The 18086-nt window shown below is 73.8% G+C and carries 18 protein-coding genes and 1 pseudogene; 10 read left to right on the top strand and 9 right to left on the bottom strand.

What is annotated here, in order from left to right:
* Nucleotides 1–140 precede the first annotated feature (140 nt).
* The 4 genes from ACH4LD_RS11940 (at nucleotide 141) to ACH4LD_RS11925 (ending at nucleotide 4172) form a co-directional block, all read left to right on the top strand.
* On the top strand, nucleotides 141–848 hold the full coding sequence (locus ACH4LD_RS11940) for a DUF4232 domain-containing protein (protein WP_398054062.1): 708 nt from the start codon (nucleotides 141–143) through the stop codon (nucleotides 846–848).
* Between the two features lie 248 nt (nucleotides 849–1096).
* Nucleotides 1097–2338 (top strand): hypothetical protein, encoded by a 1242-nt coding sequence (locus ACH4LD_RS11935; protein WP_398054061.1) that lies wholly within the window; start codon nucleotides 1097–1099, stop codon nucleotides 2336–2338.
* A 64-nt stretch (nucleotides 2339–2402) separates the two neighbouring features.
* Nucleotides 2403–3656, top strand: coding sequence for an SLC13 family permease (locus ACH4LD_RS11930; RefSeq protein ID WP_398054134.1), 1254 nt, complete (start codon nucleotides 2403–2405; stop codon nucleotides 3654–3656).
* Nucleotides 3657–3683: 27 nt separating this feature from the next.
* Nucleotides 3684–4172 carry a universal stress protein gene (locus tag ACH4LD_RS11925; RefSeq protein ID WP_398054060.1) on the top strand — a complete coding sequence of 163 codons (489 nt, stop codon included), beginning with the start codon at nucleotides 3684–3686 and terminating at the stop codon, nucleotides 4170–4172.
* A gap of 37 nt (nucleotides 4173–4209) precedes the next feature.
* Here the strand turns inward: ACH4LD_RS11925 and ACH4LD_RS11920 are convergent, their stop codons facing one another.
* Both ACH4LD_RS11920 and ACH4LD_RS11915 read right to left on the bottom strand, forming a co-directional pair.
* The gene (locus ACH4LD_RS11920; RefSeq protein WP_398054059.1) at nucleotides 4210–6342 is read right to left on the bottom strand and encodes a ricin-type beta-trefoil lectin domain protein; all 2133 of its coding nucleotides are present in this window, start codon (nucleotides 6340–6342) and stop codon (nucleotides 4210–4212) included.
* Nucleotides 6343–6538: 196 nt separating this feature from the next.
* Complete coding sequence (locus ACH4LD_RS11915; protein ID WP_398054058.1) at nucleotides 6539–7441, bottom strand: helix-turn-helix domain-containing protein; 903 nt, start codon at nucleotides 7439–7441, stop codon at nucleotides 6539–6541.
* 63 nt (nucleotides 7442–7504) lie between these two features.
* On the opposite strand from ACH4LD_RS11915, the gene ACH4LD_RS11910 reads away from it, so the two are divergent.
* Nucleotides 7505–8326, top strand: coding sequence for a phytanoyl-CoA dioxygenase family protein (locus ACH4LD_RS11910; RefSeq protein ID WP_398054057.1), 822 nt, complete (start codon nucleotides 7505–7507; stop codon nucleotides 8324–8326).
* Nucleotides 8327–8330: 4 nt separating this feature from the next.
* Here ACH4LD_RS11910 and ACH4LD_RS11905 read toward each other — a convergent pair whose 3' ends face one another.
* The gene (locus tag ACH4LD_RS11905) at nucleotides 8331–9299 is read right to left on the bottom strand and encodes an aldo/keto reductase (RefSeq protein WP_398054056.1); all 969 of its coding nucleotides are present in this window, start codon (nucleotides 9297–9299) and stop codon (nucleotides 8331–8333) included.
* 139 nt (nucleotides 9300–9438) lie between these two features.
* Between ACH4LD_RS11905 and ACH4LD_RS11900 the strand changes: the two genes are divergently transcribed.
* Nucleotides 9439–10287 carry an endo alpha-1,4 polygalactosaminidase gene (locus tag ACH4LD_RS11900; protein ID WP_398054055.1) on the top strand — a complete coding sequence of 283 codons (849 nt, stop codon included), beginning with the start codon at nucleotides 9439–9441 and terminating at the stop codon, nucleotides 10285–10287.
* A gap of 51 nt (nucleotides 10288–10338) precedes the next feature.
* Here ACH4LD_RS11900 and ACH4LD_RS11895 read toward each other — a convergent pair whose 3' ends face one another.
* The 3 genes from ACH4LD_RS11895 to ACH4LD_RS11885 all read right to left on the bottom strand — a co-directional run bounded on the left by ACH4LD_RS11895 (nucleotide 10339) and on the right by ACH4LD_RS11885 (nucleotide 12440).
* Nucleotides 10339–10539, bottom strand: a complete 201-nt coding sequence (locus ACH4LD_RS11895) for a ferredoxin (RefSeq protein WP_398054054.1) — start codon at nucleotides 10537–10539, stop codon at nucleotides 10339–10341.
* Nucleotides 10540–10551: 12 nt separating this feature from the next.
* Entirely contained in the window at nucleotides 10552–11781 is a 1230-nt protein-coding gene (locus ACH4LD_RS11890; RefSeq protein ID WP_398054053.1) for a cytochrome P450, read from the bottom strand.
* Nucleotides 11782–11981: 200 nt separating this feature from the next.
* Nucleotides 11982–12440: a nuclear transport factor 2 family protein gene (locus tag ACH4LD_RS11885; protein ID WP_398054052.1), complete on the bottom strand. Its 459-nt coding sequence runs from the start codon at nucleotides 12438–12440 to the stop codon at nucleotides 11982–11984.
* Nucleotides 12441–12672: 232 nt separating this feature from the next.
* Between ACH4LD_RS11885 and ACH4LD_RS11880 the strand changes: the two genes are divergently transcribed.
* Complete coding sequence (locus tag ACH4LD_RS11880) at nucleotides 12673–13122, top strand: nitroreductase family deazaflavin-dependent oxidoreductase (protein ID WP_398054051.1); 450 nt, start codon at nucleotides 12673–12675, stop codon at nucleotides 13120–13122.
* 80 nt (nucleotides 13123–13202) lie between these two features.
* Here the strand turns inward: ACH4LD_RS11880 and ACH4LD_RS11875 are convergent, their stop codons facing one another.
* The gene (locus tag ACH4LD_RS11875) at nucleotides 13203–14129 is read right to left on the bottom strand and encodes a cation diffusion facilitator family transporter (protein ID WP_398054133.1); all 927 of its coding nucleotides are present in this window, start codon (nucleotides 14127–14129) and stop codon (nucleotides 13203–13205) included.
* 602 nt (nucleotides 14130–14731) lie between these two features.
* Here ACH4LD_RS11875 and ACH4LD_RS11870 point away from each other — a divergent pair.
* Entirely contained in the window at nucleotides 14732–15748 is a 1017-nt protein-coding gene (locus ACH4LD_RS11870) for a glutathione S-transferase family protein (protein ID WP_398054050.1), read from the top strand.
* 28 nt (nucleotides 15749–15776) lie between these two features.
* A complete protein-coding gene (locus ACH4LD_RS11865; protein WP_014676628.1) occupies nucleotides 15777–16079 on the top strand; it encodes a DUF4235 domain-containing protein in 303 nt (100 codons plus the stop codon).
* 189 nt (nucleotides 16080–16268) lie between these two features.
* On the opposite strand, the gene ACH4LD_RS11860 is transcribed toward ACH4LD_RS11865, so the two are convergent.
* Complete coding sequence (locus tag ACH4LD_RS11860; RefSeq protein ID WP_132785660.1) at nucleotides 16269–16661, bottom strand: VOC family protein; 393 nt, start codon at nucleotides 16659–16661, stop codon at nucleotides 16269–16271.
* Between the two features lie 52 nt (nucleotides 16662–16713).
* Entirely contained in the window at nucleotides 16714–17178 is a 465-nt protein-coding gene (locus ACH4LD_RS11855; protein WP_132785659.1) for a pyridoxamine 5'-phosphate oxidase family protein, read from the bottom strand.
* A gap of 244 nt (nucleotides 17179–17422) precedes the next feature.
* Between ACH4LD_RS11855 and ACH4LD_RS11850 the strand changes: the two are divergent.
* Nucleotides 17423–18001, top strand: a pseudogene (locus tag ACH4LD_RS11850) (amidohydrolase family protein); the annotation flags it as partial.
* Nucleotides 18002–18086: the final 85 nt, after the last annotated feature.

Here is an 18086-nt window from a genome sequence, read left to right as displayed (position 1 = left end):
GCGGGGAAAGGAACACGACAGAACCCGGCGCGCCCCGAACTTTTCCGGCGGTCCGTGCATCGGACGGAGAGGACGGCGCACCCGGCGCCGTAGGCACGCGGTCCCGTCGCGTGCCGTGACCTCCAGGAGTGTTGAGCGACATGGTGTACACCCCCCGGTCCGCCCCCCGATCCGCGCGGCACGGGGCCCTGCTCGTGGGCACGGTCGCCGTGCTGGGCCTGCTGACCGCCTGCGGCAACGGCACGAGCGCGCAAGGCGACGCCCCGGCCACCGTCGCGGGTACGGCCGCCCCCGCGACGGACGGCACGACGAGCCCGGCGCCGCCCGCCACGGCCTCCTCCGCCACCGGCACCGGCACGCCGACCGCCCCCCGGACGACGGCGTCCCCGGGCGGCGCCACGGCCACGACCACCCCGGCCGCGGCGAGCACCCGCTGCCACACCTCCGAGCTGCGCGCCTCCGTGGGCCGCAACGACCCGGGCGCCGGCCAGGAGAACTTCCCCGTGGTCCTCACCAACACCTCCGCCCGGACCTGCACCCTGCACGGTTATCCGGGCGCCGCCTTCGTGGGCGCCTCCGGTGACCAGCTCGGTCCGGACCCGAAGCGGTCCCCGGGCACCCCGGTGACCGTCAGGCTCAAGCCCGGACAGAGCGCCTGGGCGGGCATGACCTTCTCCAACCCGGGGGTCAGCGGGGCGAAGGCGGCCACGCCGGCCGCGCTGCTGGTGACCCCGCCGGACGAGCGGGACCAGGTCAAGGTGGTCTGGAAGGGCGGGCCCGTGCCGGTGTCCGGCAACTCCTCGACCGTCCGTCTGACGGTGTTCAGCCCCGGCGCCGGGCCCTCCTGACCCGACGCCCCTCCGCGCGGACCCCGCTGCCACCCCCGAGGCAGCGGGGTCCGTCACGTCGGCGCACGGGACAACGGGGTCCGTCACGTCGGCGCCGGCCTCGATCGTCATGCCGGCGCCACAACTGTCACAGGACGGCAACAGCCGCCCTGGGTCGCGATCTTTTCCCGCCCTCCGGTCATCGAACCCGGTCGACCGCACAGCGAAGTGGCCCCCAGCAGGGGCCGTGACCAGGGAATCGGGGAAAGATGAGCGGGATCTCACGCAGGCGGGTGCTGACGGCGGGGGCGGCGGCGGGCGCCCTCGGCACACTGGCCGCCTGCTCCTCCGGCACCGGCCTCAGGACCGGCGGACCGGACCCGGCGGACGCGAAGGGCACCGCGCAGGCCCGGCCGGTGAAGCCGATCGGCGACGGCTCGACCGCCGACACCGGCCCCCAGCCGCACCAGCCGGAGCCGGAGCGGCTGCGTCCCGGTCAGCGACCCCCGCAGTTCGTGGTGTTCTCGTGGGACGGCGCCGGCGAGCTGAGCAACAAGCTGTTCTCCCGGTTCCGCAAGGTGGCCGCCGACCACGGCGCCGGGATGACGTTCTTCCTCAGCGGCATCTACACCCTGCCCGAGTCCAAGAAGCACCTGTACCGGCCGCCGCAGCACCCGGTCGGCGCCTCCGCGATCGGCTACCTCGCCGACCGGCACATCCACGCCACGCTCCAGCAGGTGCGCGCGGCCTGGCTGGAGGGCCATGAGATCGGCACCCACTTCAACGGGCACTTCTGCGGGGCGACCGGCGTGCGCAACTGGTCCGCGGCCGAGTGGCGCAGCGAGATCGACCAGGCGGTGGACTTCGTGACGCAGTGGAAGACCAACACCGGCTTCACCGACCTCGACCCGTTGCCCTTCGACTACCGCAAGGAGCTGACCGGCGGCCGTACCCCCTGTCTGGAGGGCCAGGCCAATCTGCTGCCGACCGCCGCCGCGCTCGGCTGGAAGTACGACGCCAGCTCCCCCGGCGGCCTCCAGGTCTGGCCGGGCAAGGTGCGGGGCGGCAGGCTGTGGGACTTCCCGCTGCAGTCCATACCGTTCGCCGGCCACTCCTTCCAGGTCCTCTCGATGGACTACAACATGATGTTCAACCAGTCCGGCGGCAACCCGCTCGGCGACCGGGCGCAGTACGACACCTGGCGCGTCCAGGCCCGCGACACCTACCTGGCCGGCTTCCGGCGTGCCTACGAGTCCAACCGCGCGCCCCTCTTCATCGGCAACCACTTCGAACGCTGGAACGGCGGGATCTACATGGACGCCGTCGAGGAGGCGATCGGGAAGATGGCCGCCTACGACGACGTGCGGTTCGTGTCCTTCAAGCAGTTGGTGGCCTGGCTGGAGGCGCAGGACCCGGGGGTGCTGCGCAAGCTGCGCACGCTGGTGCCCGGGCAGTCCCCGGCGGGCGGCTGGGCGGAGTTCCTGGGCGCGGCGGGCGCCGGGGCGTCGTAAACCGTTCAGGATCGTCTGTTTTGATGGGCGGGCACCCTCTGCTCCACTTCGGAAGGACCCCGCCCTGAACACCCCGCTCGCCGAGGCCCTGTCCGCCGTTCTGCTGGTCGCCGTGCTGGCCTGGGCCGTCGTACGGCCCTTCGGATGGCCGGAGGCGGTCATGGCCGTGCCCGCCGCCGGGATCGCCGTGGCGACCGGCGCGATCTCCCTCGGCCACGCGCGGGCCGAGGCGGAGCGGCTGGGTCCGGTGGTCGGGTTCCTGGCGGCGGTGCTGGTGCTCGCCCACTTCTGTGACGTGGAGGGGCTGTTCCAGGCGTGCGGGGCGTGGATGGCGCGGTGGGCGGCGGGCCGTCCGGTGCGGCTGCTGACGGCGGTGTTCGCGCTGGCGTCGGTCATCACCGCCGTCCTCAGCCTGGACGCGACGATCGTGCTGCTCACCCCGGTGGTGTTCGCCACGGCCGCACGGACGGGCGTACGGCCCAAGCCGCACGTCTACGCCTGTACGCATCTGTCGAACACGGCGTCGCTGCTGCTGCCGGTGTCCAATCTGACGAACCTGCTCGCGTTCGCGGCGAGCGGGCTGAGCTTCACCCGGTTCGCGGCGCTGATGGCGCTGCCGTGGCTGGCCGCGATCGGCGTCGAATACGTGGTGTTCCGGCGGTTCTTCGCGCGGGACCTGGCGGCGGCGGCCCCGGCGGACCGGGACACCGGTGAGACGCCCGGGCTGCCGCTGTTCGCGCTGGTGACCGTGGGCTGCACGCTGGCCGGGTTCGTGGTGGCGTCGGCGTTCGGCGTGGAGCCCGCCTGGGTGGCCGCGGCGGGAGCGCTGGTGCTGGCCGGGCGGGCGCTGGTCCGCCGGAAGGCGAGCCCGCTGAGCGTCGTACGGGCGGCGGCCCCGGCCTTCCTCGCGTTCGTGCTGGCGCTGGGCGTCGTGGTGCGGGCGGTGGTCGACAACGGGCTCGCGGACGTGCTCGGGCGGGTGATGCCGGGCGGCACCGGGCTGGTCGCGCTGCTCGGGATCGCCGCGCTGGCCGCCCTGCTGGCCAACCTGATCAACAACCTGCCCGCCGTCCTGGTCCTGCTGCCGCTGGCCGCACCCGCCGGGCCGGGAGCCGTCCTGGCCGTGCTGCTCGGCGTGAACATCGGCCCCAACCTCACCTACGCCGGGTCGCTGGCGACGCTGCTGTGGCGGCGGATCGTCCACCAGCACGAGCACGACGTGGACCTGCGGGAGTTCACCCGGCTCGGGCTGCTGGCCGTGCCCTCCTCCCTCGCCGTCGCGGTGGTGGCACTGTGGGGGTCGCTGCGCATCATGTGACGGGTAGTGAGCGGAGGAGGCCGAGCAATGCGCGTGATCGCCTGGCTCGTGGAAGGCACCTGGCCCGCCTGCGTGGACGCGGTGCGCGCCCACGCTCCCGGTGACGCCGAGGTGGTGCTGCTGCATGTGAGCGGACCGGAGGTGCCGGCGGTGGCGCACGGGGCCTTCGCCGGGTTGCTCGGGCGGCGGGGTCAGGACCCGGGTGACCGCCTCGAAGCGCTCGGCGGCACGTCGGCGACCGCCCTGCTCGACGCGGCGGCCGAACGGCTGGGCCGGTCCTGTGTGCGCGAGGAGCGCTCGGGCCGGGTCGAACGGGAGGTCGTGGCCGCCGCCGAGGGTGCCGGGCTGCTGGTGCTGGCGCGGGACGGGGACCGGTCCCGGCTGGGTCCGAAGAGCCTGGGCCCGGCCGTCCGCTTCGCCGTCGACCACGCACCCTGCCCGGTCCTGCTGGTCTGGCCGGAACCGGCCCCGCGTCTGGACACGATCCCGCCACCGCCGCCGCACCACCACCCCTGACGGCTCGGGCGGCGCCGGGGTGCGGGGCCGCCCTGCGTCACGGTCGTGCGGCTCGCACGGGGCTGTGGGCACCGTCCCAGTCGACGTTCTCCATCCGCAGGTCCGGGTGGGCGGTGTCGATGGCCCAGCGCTGGGCGGTGCCCGCGGCGCGGGTCTTCACCACCAGGGCGCCGGAGCCGTCGGTGGCGGCCGGGGTGAGGGCCAGCTCCTGGTCGGAGCGCGGTACCAGGTCGCCCTGGAGGGTGAAGTCGTAGTGGAGGTCGCGGGCGGCCTTGCCGGTGGCCGTGCAGGGGGCGAGGCGCACGGAGTAGCCGAGGTGGGAGTCCAGGCACAGATCGGGGGCGGCGGCGCTGCGCAGCAGACCGTCGGTCTCGTACGTCCACTGCTGGGTCGGGGCGGCGGAGCAGTCCGCGAGTTCCGTCTCGGCGCCCCGGACGGCCTTGTCGCCGACGACTCCGACGCACAGGCCGGAGGCGAGGTTGCGCAGCCTGCCCCGCAGGGTGTCCTGGTCCGGGGCCTTCCGGCCGGCCCAGGAGGGGCCCGGGGAGGCCGCGAACCCGCCCGGCGCACGGGAGGGCGTCCCCGCGGCGCCGGACGCCGGGCCACCGTCGGAGCCGAACGCCGACCACAGCGCCAAGGGCAGGACGACCAGACCGCTGACGGTGAGAACAGCCAGCGCGAGGTTCCGGCGCCGGGCCCGGCGGGCGGCGCGCAGGGCGGAACGGCTGGAGGCGACGGCGGGTTCGACACCGCCGCCGCCCGGCGCAACGGCGGCAGCCGCTCCCGCCCGGCGCCGGGAAGGCGCCCCACCACGGCCGGCAGTCCCACCGGACCCGGCACCAACGCCCCCTCCGGAGCCGACCGAGGACACACCCCTTCGGCGACGGGCGAACGACGCACCCCGACCGGCCCATCCACCATCAGCGGACCCGCCCGACCCGGCGGCCCCGGCACCAACGCCCCCTCCGGGGCCGACCGAGGACACACCCCTTCGGCGACGGGCGAACGACGCACCCCGACCGGCCCATCCACCACCAGCCGACCCACCCGACCCGGCGGCCCCGGCGGGCCCGGCACCATCGGCCCCTCCGGGACCAGCGGGGGCCGCTCCCTTTGGGTGGCGGGAAGGCGAGGCACCGCGGGCGGCCCGTCGGCCGCGGGTGGGTCCTCCGTCGGACGCGACCGGCTCCGTGTCAGCGGCGTCTTCGCCGTGGGCGGACGGCGTGCCGCCGTCGGCCGGCCGGCGGGGGGTCGCTTCGCGTGCGGCCGCGGGGCCGGCCGGTATGAAGGCTTCCCCGGCCGGAGGTGCGGTGATGTCCTCGCCCACCGATGCGAGGGTGGCGGCGCTCGGCGCGGGCGCGGTCGGCTCCTCCGTGTCCGCCGCCCGGGATTCCAGGTAGCCGGAGGCTCCCCAGCCGAGGACCGCCTCGGCGAGTGCGAGGGGCAGGCCGTCGTTGAAGCGGGCGAGCTGGTCGGCGGTCCGGGCGCAGTGGGGGCAGCCGGACAGGTGCCGCCGCAGGTCGGGGTCGATGTCCGTGCCGCCGCGCCGGAAGGTCACGTCGAGCATGCGCAGATAGCGCTGGCAGTCGTCCTCCGGGGCGAGTTCGCGGTGCACCTGGAGGCATTCCTCGCGCAGCCGCTCGCGGGCCCGGCGCAGTTCGACGCGGGCGTCCTCCTCGTCCAGGCCGAGCAGCGCGGCGGGTACGGCCAGGGGTTCTGCCTCGACCTCGGTGTGCCACAGCAGGGCGCGGGAGGTCTCCGGGACCCGCTGGAACGCGCGGGACAGCAGCCGCCGGCCGGGCGGTGGCAGCAGCCGGGCCGAGGCCCGTTCGCCGGTGCCGTCCCCGGACCGCAGACCCGGGTGGAGGAGTTCCTGGCGGCCGTCGGTGTCCCACTCGGCCGCGATCCGGCGGACGGCGACCAGGACGTGGGGCCGCCAGGCCGCGGTCGGGCCGGACTGCCGGAGGGACGCGCCGAAGAGCCGGGTGAACGCGGCGGTGGTGAGCATGCCGGCGGCGCGCGGTCCGTCGGTGCACAGCCGGGCGTAGGCGAAGGCCGCCGCCCAGTGCCGGTCGAGGAGTTCGCCGACGGGATGCAGGGCGGGCGATGCTCCCGTCCACTTCTTCAGTTCGGCGCTCAGCTGCTCGTCCGACAGGCGTGCGTCGGTCACGGCCGAATTCCTCCAGACGCATTACCGGAATTGTCCGTACCAATCGGTACGGCGAGGTCATGGCAGCTCGAACGTCCACCTGAGGCGGCACTTTCGCACAGTTGAAGACACCGGAACAAGTGATCTCCCGATTCTCGGGATTTCCCATCCGTATTCTCTCTGTTGACATTTCGTCAAGGGCCGTCATTTCCTCGCTTTACCGCCGTTCGCCCGCCCGATAGGCGCCGGGCGGCACCCCGTACCGCGTGCGGAACACCCGGCTGAAGTGAAACGGGCTCGGGAACCCGGAGGCCGCCGCCACCCGGTCCACCGTCAGGTCGGTGACCTCCAGCAGCCGGGCCGCGTGCCGCAGCCGGGCCTCGCGTACGGCCCGCATCGGGGACCGGCCGGTCCGCAGCCTGAACAGGTGCGCGAACCGGGACGGGGACAGTGCCACGCTCGCGGCGAGCGAGCCGACGGTGTGCGGGGCGCCCGGATCGGCGGCGATCAGCTCCTCGGCACGGCGCACCCGGGCGTCGGCGCCCGCGTCGGCCGTCGGAGTGCGGGCGGTCCCGGCGACGGCGAGCAGGACGACCTCCTCCAGTGCGCACAGCGCCAGTTCGCGATGCAGGCTGCCGTGCGCCACGGCCACCGGTTCCGGTCCGTACGGCGAAGTATCGGCCGGTGTACGGGAGTCGGTGAGCATCCGGCCGAAGGCGGCCTCGATCCGGGCGAGTCGGGCATCGGGCACGGAGGGGACGGCATACAGGCCGTCGGCCACGGCGTGCGGACCGAGCCAGTGCGTCCAGGCCGGCCGGGCCTGGCAGTGCGCCCACCAGAACCGCCACCGCCCGGCACCGGGCGCGACGGTGTAGCGGTGGCCGACTCCGGGGGCGAGCACCACGAGGTCCCCGGCGCCGGCCGGGGTGCGGGCGGTACCCTGCCGGAGCAGGCCGTGTCCGCCCGTGGTGAACGTGAACAGCCAACTCGCCGAGCCGCGCGGGCGGTTGACGCCGTAGCCCGGTCCCTGGTCGTAGCGGCCGGTCACGACGAGGCCGGGCGGCGGTGACGGGTCACCGGCGGCAGCTGTCCCGGGCAGACCCTCAGCACGCACAGGCATCCTCCCGTCGGACGCACCCCGCCTAGCGTGGGGCCGGTTCCCGGCGGACGCGAGGAGCGCATCATGACAGCCACGGACCCTGGTGCCACCGGCACCCCCATCCTGCCCGAGCGGCTGCGGCACCCGTTCGAGGAGGACGGATACGTCGTCGTACCCGGCCTGTTCGGCCGCGACGAGATCGCGCGGCTGTGCGCGGAGTTCGCCGCGCTGCACGCGGCCGGACCGGTGCCGGGCCACTTCGCGCCGGAACCGGACCACCCCGACCCGCTGCGCCGCCACCCACGGGTGATGCATCCCCACGACATCAGCCCGGTGGCCCGGCGGTTCCTGCTGGACGCACGGCTGCGGGCGGTGCTGGAGGCGCTGTTCGGGGAGGAGGTGCTGGCCGCGCAGAGCATGTTCTACTTCAAGCCGCCCGGTGCGCGCGGACAGGCGCTGCACCAGGACAACTTCTACCTCCGGGTCGAGCCGGGCACGTGTGTGGCCGCGTGGGTGGCGTGCGAGCCGGTCGACCGGGGCAACGGCGGCCTCGAAGTCGTGCCGGGGACCCACCGGATGGACCTGTTCTGCCCCGAAGTGGCCGACGCCGGCCTGTCGTTCGCCCGCGAGTACGTCCCACCGCCGCCCGGTCTGTCGCCGGTGCCGGTCGATCTGGCGCCGGGTGACGTCCTGTTCTTCAACGGCAGCCTGGTGCACGGCTCGGGGCCCAACCGCAGCGCCGACCGCTTCCGGCGCACCTTCATCGGCCACTACGTGGGCCGCTCGGCCGAGCGCATCGGCGCCTACTACCGGACCCTGACGATGTCGGGATCACGGCTGCCGCTGCCGGAGAGCGAGGGCGGGGGTCCGTGCGGCACGGAGTTCGCACCGCACGGACCGCACTGACCGGTCAGTGGCCGCTGATCTCGTGGGGCGAGTACGGCCGCTCCAGTTCCTCGATCTCCTTCTCGGTGAGCTTGAGTTCGACGGCGGCCACCGCGTCCTCGATGTGCTGCGGCTTCGCGGCGCCGACGATCGGTGCGACCACGGTGTCCTGGTGCAGCAGCCAGGCGAGGGCCACCTGGGCGCGCGGCACGCCCCGCTCGCCGGCGATCCGGGTGACGGCCTCGACGATCGCGTGGTCGCCCTCCAGATAGAGCCGGCTGCCGAAGTCGTCGGTCGCACTGCGCTCGGTCACCGCGCCCCAGTCACGGGTGAGCCGGCCACGGGCGAGCGGGCTCCAGGGCAGCACACCGACGCCCTGGTCCGCGCACAGGGGCAGCATCTCCCGCTCCTCCTCGCGGTAGAGCAGGTTGTAGTGGTTCTGCATGGAGACGAACTTGGTCCAGCCGTGCCGCTCGGCGGTGTACTGCGCCTTGGAGAACTCCCACGCGTACATCGAACTCGCCCCGATGTAGCGGACCTTGCCCGCCTTCACCAGGTCGTGCAGCGCCTCCATCGTCTCCTCGACAGGCGTCTGGTGGTCGTAGCGGTGGATCTGGTAGAGGTCGACGTAGTCGGTGCCGAGGCGGCGCAGGCTGTGGTCGATCTCGCTCATGATGGCCTTGCGGGACAGGCCGGCCCCGTTGGGACCCGGCCGCATCCGGCCGTTCACCTTGGTGGCGAGCACGATCTCGTCGCGGTGGGCGAAGTCCCGCAGGGCCTTGCCGACGATCTCCTCGCTGGTGCCGTCGGAGTAGACGTTCGCGGTGTCGAAGAAATTGATGCCCGCCTCCAGCGCCTGCCGGATCAGCGGGCGGGACGCCTCCTCGTCCAGGGTCCACTCGTGCGTGCCGCGGTCCGGCAGTCCGTAGGTCATGCAGCCCAGACAGATCCGCGAGACGTCCAGGCCCGTGGAACCGAGCTTCACGTACTGCATCGTTGCTGCTCCTGCCTTCGGGACGATGGTCACGGCCGAGCCTACGACGTGACGCGGGGCCGACTTGACGTCCGCAGCGCACGGACGATCTGATCCTGACACGTACCGCGCCGCCCGGCGTGGGCAGGACGGAGCGGACGTGCCCCTGACACTTCCCCGCGCCACGGGAGCGCGCGCGGCCCTGGGCGCCCTGGCAGCGGCCCTGGCCGTCGCGGTGACGGCACTGTCCGGCTGCGCGCCCGGCGAGCGGGACGAGGACGGCGCGCCCCCGCGCACCACTCTGCGGCAGCCCCTGCGGCACGCCGGGTTCGACTACCAGATCGGCGGCGCCTATCCCCCGCCCCCGGGCGTGCGGATCGTCAGCCGCGACCGGTCGGACTCCCCCGCGCCGGGCCTGTACAACATCTGCTACGTCAACGCGTTCCAGGCCCAGCCCGCCGAGCGCTCCTCCTGGCCGGCCGACCTTCTGCTGCGCGACGCGCGGGGCCGGGTCGTCGTCGACGAGGACTGGAACGAGCCGCTGCTCGACATCGGCACCCCGGCCAAGCGTGACCGGGTGGCGCGGCGGGTGAACCGCTGGATCGACGGCTGCGCGGACAAGGGCTTCGACGCCGTGGAGCCCGACAACTACGACAGCTACACCCGCTCCCACCGGCTGCTCACCGCGTCCGACGCGACGGCGTTCATGCGCCTGCTGTCCCGGCACGCGCACACCCGGCACCTGGCCGTCGGGCAGAAGAACACCGCGGAGCTGGCCGGGCGGCGCGAGCGGGCCGGGCTGGACTTCGCGGTGACGGAGGAGTGCGGGCAGTACGACGAGTGCGAGGTGTACGCGAAGGCGTTCGACGAACGGGTGCTGGACATCGAGTACACCGACGCGGGCCTGCGCGCGGCCCGAGCCCGCTGGGGCGGCCGGCTGAGCATCGTCCGCCGGGACCGGGACGTGTCCACGCCGGGCAGCGCCGGGTACGTCCGCAAGGTGCGTTAGGTGTGCTGTCCGGCGGTACGGCGGTCCGGGCGCCGTACCGCCGGACGGTCGTCAGCCGGCGCTGTCCCGGACGGTGATCGCGCTGACCGGGCAGGCGCGGGCCGCCGCCCGGACCATGGGGTCGCCCCCGCCGTCCTCGTGTCCGGGCACGAGTGTGCTGTAACCGTCGTCGTCCTGGGTGAAGACGCCCGGGGCGGCCAGCGCGCACTGCCCGGCGCCGATACAGACGTCCTTGTCGATGTCGATGTGCATGAGCAGAGCCTCTTACCAGGTCACGGGGAGTTCCAGCATTCCTTGGATCGTGTCGCCGGGTTTGAAGGGAATGTCCTGTGCCGGCACCGCCAGCCGCAGCTCCGGCAGCCGGGTGAACAGGCTGCCGAGGGCGATCTCCAGTTCCGCGCGGGCCAGGTTCTGTCCCAGGCACTGGTGGATGCCGAAACCGAAGGCGACGTGGTGGCGGTCGGCGCGGTGGAAGTCCAGGTCGTCGGGGTCGTCGTACACGGACGCGTCGCGGTTGATCACGGACGTGCCGAAGAGCACGCCGTCGCCGGCCCGGATCGTGGTGCCGGCGATCTCGATGTCCTCCACCGCCACCCGCTGAAGTCCCTCCGCGATGGACAGCATCCGCATCAGCTCCTCCACCACGGCGGGCAGCAGCGCGGGGTCGGCGCGCAGCTCGGCCAGCCGGGCGGGGTGCCGCAGCAGGGTGTAGGTGCCGAGGGAGATCATGTTGGCGGTGGTCTCATGGCCGGCGACCAGCAGGATGACGGCCAGCGACACGGCGTCGTCGCGGTCCAGCTCCCCCGTGCGCAGCCGGTCGTGGACCAGCTCGTCGAGGATGCCGTCGCCGGGCTCGGCCTCCCCGGCCTTGGCGTCGATCAGTCCGCCGAGGTAGTCCTCCAGCCGGTTGCGGGCCTCCACCGTGTCGGCGGCGGTCGGGCCGCGCAGCAGCCGGCGGGACTGCTCCTCGAAGAACTCGTGGTCGGCGTACGGCACACCGAGCAGGCCGCAGATCACCATCGACGGCACGGGCAGCGCGAAGGCGGAGACCAGCTCGGCGGGCGGCCCCTGGGCGATCATCGCGTCCAGCAGTTCGTCCACGATCCGCTGGATCCAGGGGCGCAGCGCCGCGGCGCGTTTGACGGTGAACGACGGGATCAGCATCCGCCGCTGCCGGTGGTGCTCCGGGTCGTCCACCCCGAGCAGGGCCACCCTGCGGTCGCGGCCCGCCTCGAACCGGCGCGTGGGCACCGGGAAGCCGGGACGGCGGCGCTCGGTGGACAGGCGGGGGTCGGCGAGCAGGGCTCGGGCGGCGGAGTACCCGGTGACCAGCCAGACCTCGCGGCCGTCGTAGAGGGTGACGCGGGACAGGGGGTGCCCGTCGCGCAGCGGGTCGTAGCCGGTGGGCGGGTGGTAGGGGCAGGTGCGGTCCTGGGGGAAGGCGACGGGGTCGGGCGGGGCAGCCGGGCCGGAGATGTCCGTCAGTTCCGTCATGGAAAGACCTCGCAGACGAAGAGGTGCGTCGTGCCGATCATCATTAGATGCCCCAGGCACCTATGGGTCGACGCCAAGTTCGGCCACTTCGGTGACCTTCGTCATCTGGCCGAAGTACCCGGGGTCCGACCGGCGGAAACCGGCCACGGCCGCACGCCCCGCACGATGGCCGCGGCCGGTGTCCGCCCCGTCGCGCCTGGTCACGGCACCCGGACGTCGCGCTCCGCCGGGGCGAAGGCACGGGCGACGGCGAGGCTGTCCTCGTACACGTGGTGCCGTACGACCAGGCCCTCCCGGACGGTGAGGTGCAGGGCGAACCGGGCGGAGTAGGCGCGGCCGGTCGGGGCGGCGGTCTGCCGGATGACGCCGAGCACGACCGCGTCCTCGCCGTCGGCCAGGACCCGCTCGACGGTGGTGCCGGCCTTCTCCGGGACGTGGTGGGCGGCCAGCTCGCGGTAGTGCGCTGCGGCGTCGGCGCGGGTGGCGCGGTGCCGGATCCACGGCGTGTCGGCGCGGCCGTGCTCCTCCTCGGGCCAGTCCAGCCGCCAGTCGCAGCCCTCCGCGTACAGCTCGGCGATCCGCTCGGGATCGCCCTGGCCGATCCTGCGGAGGAGTTCCTGGACGACGGCGCGGGTCGCGGCGGTGCGGTCGGCGGACATGGGTGGTTCCCTCCCCGGGTGGGCAGTGATCGGGACGCGGACCACTGTGCCGCGCGCGGCGGGGCGGCGCGATGACCCCGGAGGTCATCATCGCGACCCCGGAGGTGATCGCCGCGGACGCACGGCGATCACCCCATCGGCGGAATCGGCGCGCGGTACGGATGATTCGCGGCGTCACCGGTGTTGTCCGGTGGCAGGCAGCCGTTTGGACCGACGAAGGGAACGGAATCCCATGCCTCTTGAGGGCGAGTACGAGCCCAGCCCGACGCAGTGGGTGCGCGAGCAGGTCGAGTTGTACGAGAGCTCGGGCGGGACGAAGGGCACGACGCTGCTCGACACCGGGCTGCCGGTGATCGTGCTGACCACCCGGGGCGCGAAGAGCGGGAAGATCCGCAAGACGCCGTTGATGCGGGTGGAGCACGAGGGCCGGTACGCGGCGGTCGCTTCCCTCGGCGGTGCCCCCAAGCATCCGGTCTGGTACTTCAACGTGAAGTCCGACCCGCACGTCGAGCTCCAGGACGGCCCGGTGAAGCGGGACATGCGGGCCCGTGAGGTCACCGGGGCGGAGAAGGACGAGTGGTGGGAGCGGGCCGTGGCGGCGTACCCGGCGTACGCCGACTACCAGACGAAGACCTCCCGGGAGATCCCGGTCTTCGTGCTGGAGCCGCTCGACGAGCGCTGATTCAGGCCGGGGTGCCGCCCCATTTCAGAAAAATCTGTTCCGGGGAGGTGTGAACCGCCCTCCGGGCGGGCACTCGTGCGTCAGGCCCCGCCGCGTTCCCCCGTCGCGGCGGGGCTCTCTCGTGCCTCGCCCGCCGGCCGGTCGGTCACGTCGAAGAAGATCTGGTCGGCCTCGGGGAACGTCCGGGCGAGGGACCGCTTGATGCGTACGGCGACCTCCTCGACGCGTTCGCTGTCCAGGCCCGGCGCCAGGTCGACACGGGCGGCGACCAGCGTGGAGTCGAGGCCCATCTTCATCGTGAACAGCGCCTCCACACTGTCGATCTCCGGCTGCGCCCGCAGCAGCGCGCGGATCCTGCCGCTCAGCTCCGGGTCGGCGGCCTCCCCGATGAGCTGGGCGCGGGCGTCGCGGCCGAGCCGGTAGGCGACGTAGACGAGGAGCAGGCCGATCGCCAGTGAGGCGGACGCCTCCCAGACGACCTGCCCCGTCACCATGTGCAGGGCCATTCCGACCAGGGCCAGGGTCACGCCGAGCACCGCCGTGCCGTCCTCGGCGACCACCGTGCGCAGCGCCGGGTCGCGCAGCGCGCCGAGGCCGCCGCCCTGCCGGCGCACCTGGTGCAGGGCCCGCAGCAGCGAGGCGCCCTCGGCGAGCAGGGCCACGCCCAGCACGATCAGGCCCGCCACATAGCCGCTGAACTCCTCCTCGGCGCCGTTGCGCAGGGCCTCGACGCCCTGGAAGAAGGAGAAGCAGCCGCCCATGACGAAGATGCCCACGGCGGCCAGCAGGGACCAGAAGAAGCGCTCCTTGCCGTAGCCGAAGGGGTGCCGGGCGTCGGCGGGGCGGCGGCTGCGGCGTAGGGCGGCCAGCAGGAAGACCTCGTTGAGGCTGTCGGCGACCGAGTGCGCGGCCTCCGACAGCAGCGCGGGCGAGCCCGCGAGGACCCCGCCCACCGCCTTGGCGGCGGCGATCACCAGATTGGCGGCGAGCGCCACCAGAACGGTGATCCTGGTGTGCCGGTCGCCCTTCGCACCGCGGCGACCGCCGGGGTCGCCGCCGGCGTGGGTGCGTGCGGTGTCCGGGTGACCGTCCGGGGCGTGTGCCGACGGCGCCTCCGGGCGCGGCGCGTGTGGCGCTGGGGCCTCGTGGCCCCTGGCGTGTGCCGGTGCGCCGTGCGGGGCGTGTGCCGGTGGGCCGTCCGGGGCGTGTGCCGGTGCCGGTGGGCCGTCCGGAGCCTCTGCTGCTGGCGGTACGCCGTCCGGGGCGTGTGCCCGCGCCGGTGCGCCGTCCGGAGCCTGTTCCTGCGCCGGTGCGCCGTCCCTGGCACGTGCCCGTTCCGGCGCTCCGTCCGCAGCCCGCGCCCTTGCCGGCACGCCGTCCGCAGCCTGCGCCCGTGCTCCGTCGGGGACCTGCGCCCGTGCGGGCGCTCCGTCCGCGGCGTGTGCCGGTCGTGTTTCGTTGTCCTCGGCCGTCCGTGCGGCCGGCTCCCGTTCCGAGGGTGTCCCACTCATCTCTCGCCGATTGCCCCCGACCGGGCCGCTCACACCGTGCCGGCCGGGTGAAACGGGGAACGCGTGGGTCAGGACCACCCGTGCGGCGAGGAGGAGACATGAGCGGCGACGGCAACCGCGCCTACGGACACCGGGCCTTCAAGCGGTCCAGGAGCCACTTCCAGGACCGGATCACCGCCGACGGCCGGGACGGCTGGCCGGTCGAGGCGGGCCGCTACCGGCTGGTGGTCTCGCGCGCCTGTCCGTGGGCGAGCCGCGCGGTGATCTCGCGCCGGCTGCTGGGGCTGGAGGACGCGCTCTCGATGGCGATCGCCGATCCGGTCCAGGACGACCGCAGCTGGCGGTTCTCCCTGGACCCGGACGGCCGGGACCCGGTGCTCGGCATCCGGTTCCTCAGCGAGGCCTACGACAAGCGCGAGACCGGCTACCCGGGCGGGGTGAGCGTGCCCGCGCTCGTGGACGTCCCCAGCGGGCGGCTGGTCACCAACGACTACCAGCGGATCACCCTGGACCTGGCCACCGAGTGGGCGGCCCTGCACCGCGCCGGCGCGCCGGACCTCTACCCGGACGGCCGGCGCGACGAGATCGACGAGGTGATGGCCGAGGTCTACGAGGACGTGAACAACGGGGTGTACCGGGCCGGGTTCGCCACGCACCAGAAGGAGTACGAGGAGGCGTGCGCGGCCGTGTTCCGGCGGCTGGAACTGCTCGGCGAGCGGTTGTCCCGGCAGCGGTATCTGGTCGGTGACACCCTCACGGAAGCGGACATCCGGCTGTTCACCACGCTGGTCCGGTTCGACGCGGTCTACCACGGCCACTTCAAGTGCAACCGCTGGAAGCTGGCGGAGCACCCGGTGCTGTGGGCGTACGCCCGGGATCTGTTCCAGACACCGGGGTTCGGTGACACGGTGGACTTCGACCACATCAAGCGGCACTACTACCAGGTGCACACCGGTATCAACCCGACCGGCATCGTGCCGCTCGGCCCGGACCTCGGCGGCTGGCTGAGCCCGCACGGCCGCGCGGAGCTGGGCGGCCGGCCGTTCGGTGACGGTACACCGCCGGGTCCGGTGCCCCCGGGCGAACGGGTGGCCCCGGAAGGACGGCCCGCATGAGGGTCGATTGACGAGGAAGTAGTCACACATGGCCAAGAACAAGAAGAAGAAGCTCCCTCTCGTCTATCAGCCGGTCGGATTCGTGCTCAGCTGGGCGGGCGGCGCGCTGGCCGGTATGGCCTTCCGCAAGGCGTGGATGGCGATCCGGCACGAGGAGGACGCCCCCGACGCCCTGGACCCGGACCGCGGCTGGGGCGAGATCCTGCTGGCCGCCGCGGTCCAGGGCGCGATCTTCGCGGTGGTGCGCAGCGCCGTGGACCGCACCGGCGCGAAGGCCATCGCCCGGTCGACGGGCGTGTGGCCGGCGACCGACAAGGGCGGCCGGGACTGACCGGACCGACCGCCCCCGCCCCGGCGCCCCGGACGACCACTGTCGCCGGCGCCGGGGTTCACGTTTGCCCGGGCGCCTCCGCCGCTCCGGCACCCCCGCCGTCCGCCGGCCCCGCGGGGTGCCACGGGCGGACGCCGCCCGGCCGGCCCCGTTCCCGCACCGCCGTCGACCGGGCTGCCGCGCCGTCGGTCATCCCTGCTTCGGTGCCGTCGGCGGCAGCAGGCGCAAGGTGAAGGAGTGTCCGGCGGGGTCGGCGTAGCCCCGTTCCTCGTACGGGCCCGCCGCGTCCCTCGTCTCGATCGGCCGGCCGCCGAGTCCCACCACGCGCCGCTCGGCCTCGTCCAAGTCCTCGACGAGGAAGTCGAGATGGGCCTGGAGGGAGTTCTCCGGGCGCGGCCAGCTCGGCGGGGTCGCGTTGACATCGCGCCGGAAGGCCAGCCGGACGCCGTCGGCGCCCCTGACCTCCACGAGGTTCGCGGACGCGCTCACCCGCTCTCCGTCCAGCAACTCCCTGTAGAACTCAGCGAGTTTCTCGGGCTCGGCGCAGTCCAGCACGACCACGCCCGCTTTCACCAGTGTCATCGGTCCTCCCGGGAAGTGTCCTCTCCCCAGCGGATATCCCCGGCCCCCGGATTCAGTCGGCGGGCAGCCACTGTCCGTCGCGCATCAGCGTCCGCCCGCGCAGCTCGTCCTCCTCGCGCCAGGCCTGGACCCGCTCCGGGAAGACCCTGAAGTACAGGTAGCGGGCGGCCAGTCGGCGCGGGTCGAAGCCGGTCTTCCCGGCGAAGACCTCGGCGTCCTCCTCGGGCAGGTCCTCGGGCGTCACCGCGCGGACGGTGCCGTCGACCAGGACGACGTCCCGGGTGGGGCCGATGCCGAGGCGGGCGCGGCCGGTGGCCACGAGGTTGCGGCCGGTGGGGCTGTCCGCCGGGGTGGCGATCAGCAGGCAGCTGCCGTCCCACACGAACGACAGCGGCACGAGGTACGGCGCTCCGCCGTCGGGGCCGGCGGTGGCGACCCAGGCGTCGACGTCGTGATCCAATCGGTGCAGGGTGTCCTTCTTGCGCTGTTCGGCGGTGCGGGCGGGGGGCGGGGTCATGGCGTACGGCCTCCTCTGCGTGATCGTCCCGATCAGTGTGGCCGTGGGCCCCGGTCCGCGCACGAAGTCGCCCAAGGCGTGTCCGGGTGACCGGGCTGGGGGGACCCCGCGAGGACACCGCCGGTCTTCCGCACCCCTCCCGGACCACCTCCCACCGACCGATCCGCAAAGGCATCTTGCACGCTGACCTCCTCTTCACCGGCGGCCCCTTCCTCACCCCCGAGGGCCGTACGGCTACCGCCGACGGGACGCCCTGGACGCGATCGAGGCGGCCCGGGCGGCAGGCGGGCCGAGCGACACCCGGCCGCGCCTCGCGCACCTCCAGGTCGTGCACCCGGACGACGTACCCCGCTTCGCCCGGCTCGGCGCCACCGCGACCGTGCAGCCGCTGTGGGCCGCGCACGAGCCGCAGATGGACGAGCTGACGATCCCGTTGCTCGGGCCCGACCGGGCCGCCCGGCAGTACCCGTTCGGGGCGTTGCTGCGCTCCGGGGCACGGCTCGCCACGGGCAGCGACTGGCCGGTGAGCAGCCCCGATCCGCTCCAGGGCGTCCACGTCGCGGTCAACCGGGTCGAGCCGGGCGGCACCGGGCCGGTGTTCCCGCCGGACGAACGGCTGCGCCTCACCGACGCGCTGACGGCGTACACGGCCGGGTCGGCGTACGTGAACCACCCGGACGACGCCGGCCGGGTGGCCGTGGGCGCACTCGCCGACCTGGTGGTCCTGGACCGCGACCCGTTCGCCGGGCCGCCGGAGTCGATCGCCGGGACGACCGTGGCGCTGACCCATGTGGGAGGCGAGTGCGTCCACGCCGCGGAGTGAGAGGCGAGACTGCGTCCTGACCCGCGGGGCGCCTCGTCCTCTCGAACGTACGACCCCACTCCGGGTCGTACGGCCGAGTCATGAG

The sequence above is a fragment of the Streptomyces sp. NPDC017676 genome (assembly GCF_044329325.1).
Lineage (GTDB): Bacteria > Actinomycetota > Actinomycetes > Streptomycetales > Streptomycetaceae > Streptomyces.
Note: the sequence above shows the minus strand (reverse complement) of the source record. Positions and strands in the feature narration are given on the sequence as shown.

What these genes read in the sequence shown, in the direction of transcription:
- ACH4LD_RS11940 (WP_398054062.1), top strand. Translation starts at nt 141, where the DNA reads ATGGTGTACACCCCCCGGTCCGCCCCCCGATCCGCGCGGCACGGGGCC.
- ACH4LD_RS11935 (WP_398054061.1), top strand. Translation starts at nt 1,097, where the DNA reads ATGAGCGGGATCTCACGCAGGCGGGTGCTGACGGCGGGGGCGGCGGCG.
- ACH4LD_RS11925 (WP_398054060.1), top strand. Translation starts at nt 3,684, where the DNA reads ATGCGCGTGATCGCCTGGCTCGTGGAAGGCACCTGGCCCGCCTGCGTG.
- ACH4LD_RS11915 (WP_398054058.1), bottom strand. Translation starts at nt 7,441, where the DNA reads ATGCCTGTGCGTGCTGAGGGTCTGCCCGGGACAGCTGCCGCCGGTGAC.
- ACH4LD_RS11910 (WP_398054057.1), top strand. Translation starts at nt 7,505, where the DNA reads ATGACAGCCACGGACCCTGGTGCCACCGGCACCCCCATCCTGCCCGAG.
- ACH4LD_RS11905 (WP_398054056.1), bottom strand. Translation starts at nt 9,299, where the DNA reads ATGCAGTACGTGAAGCTCGGTTCCACGGGCCTGGACGTCTCGCGGATC.
- ACH4LD_RS11895 (WP_398054054.1), bottom strand. Translation starts at nt 10,539, where the DNA reads ATGCACATCGACATCGACAAGGACGTCTGTATCGGCGCCGGGCAGTGC.
- ACH4LD_RS11890 (WP_398054053.1), bottom strand. Translation starts at nt 11,781, where the DNA reads ATGACGGAACTGACGGACATCTCCGGCCCGGCTGCCCCGCCCGACCCC.
- ACH4LD_RS11885 (WP_398054052.1), bottom strand. Translation starts at nt 12,440, where the DNA reads ATGTCCGCCGACCGCACCGCCGCGACCCGCGCCGTCGTCCAGGAACTC.
- ACH4LD_RS11880 (WP_398054051.1), top strand. Translation starts at nt 12,673, where the DNA reads ATGCCTCTTGAGGGCGAGTACGAGCCCAGCCCGACGCAGTGGGTGCGC.
- ACH4LD_RS11870 (WP_398054050.1), top strand. Translation starts at nt 14,732, where the DNA reads ATGAGCGGCGACGGCAACCGCGCCTACGGACACCGGGCCTTCAAGCGG.
- ACH4LD_RS11865 (WP_014676628.1), top strand. Translation starts at nt 15,777, where the DNA reads ATGGCCAAGAACAAGAAGAAGAAGCTCCCTCTCGTCTATCAGCCGGTC.
- ACH4LD_RS11860 (WP_132785660.1), bottom strand. Translation starts at nt 16,661, where the DNA reads ATGACACTGGTGAAAGCGGGCGTGGTCGTGCTGGACTGCGCCGAGCCC.
- ACH4LD_RS11855 (WP_132785659.1), bottom strand. Translation starts at nt 17,178, where the DNA reads ATGACCCCGCCCCCCGCCCGCACCGCCGAACAGCGCAAGAAGGACACC.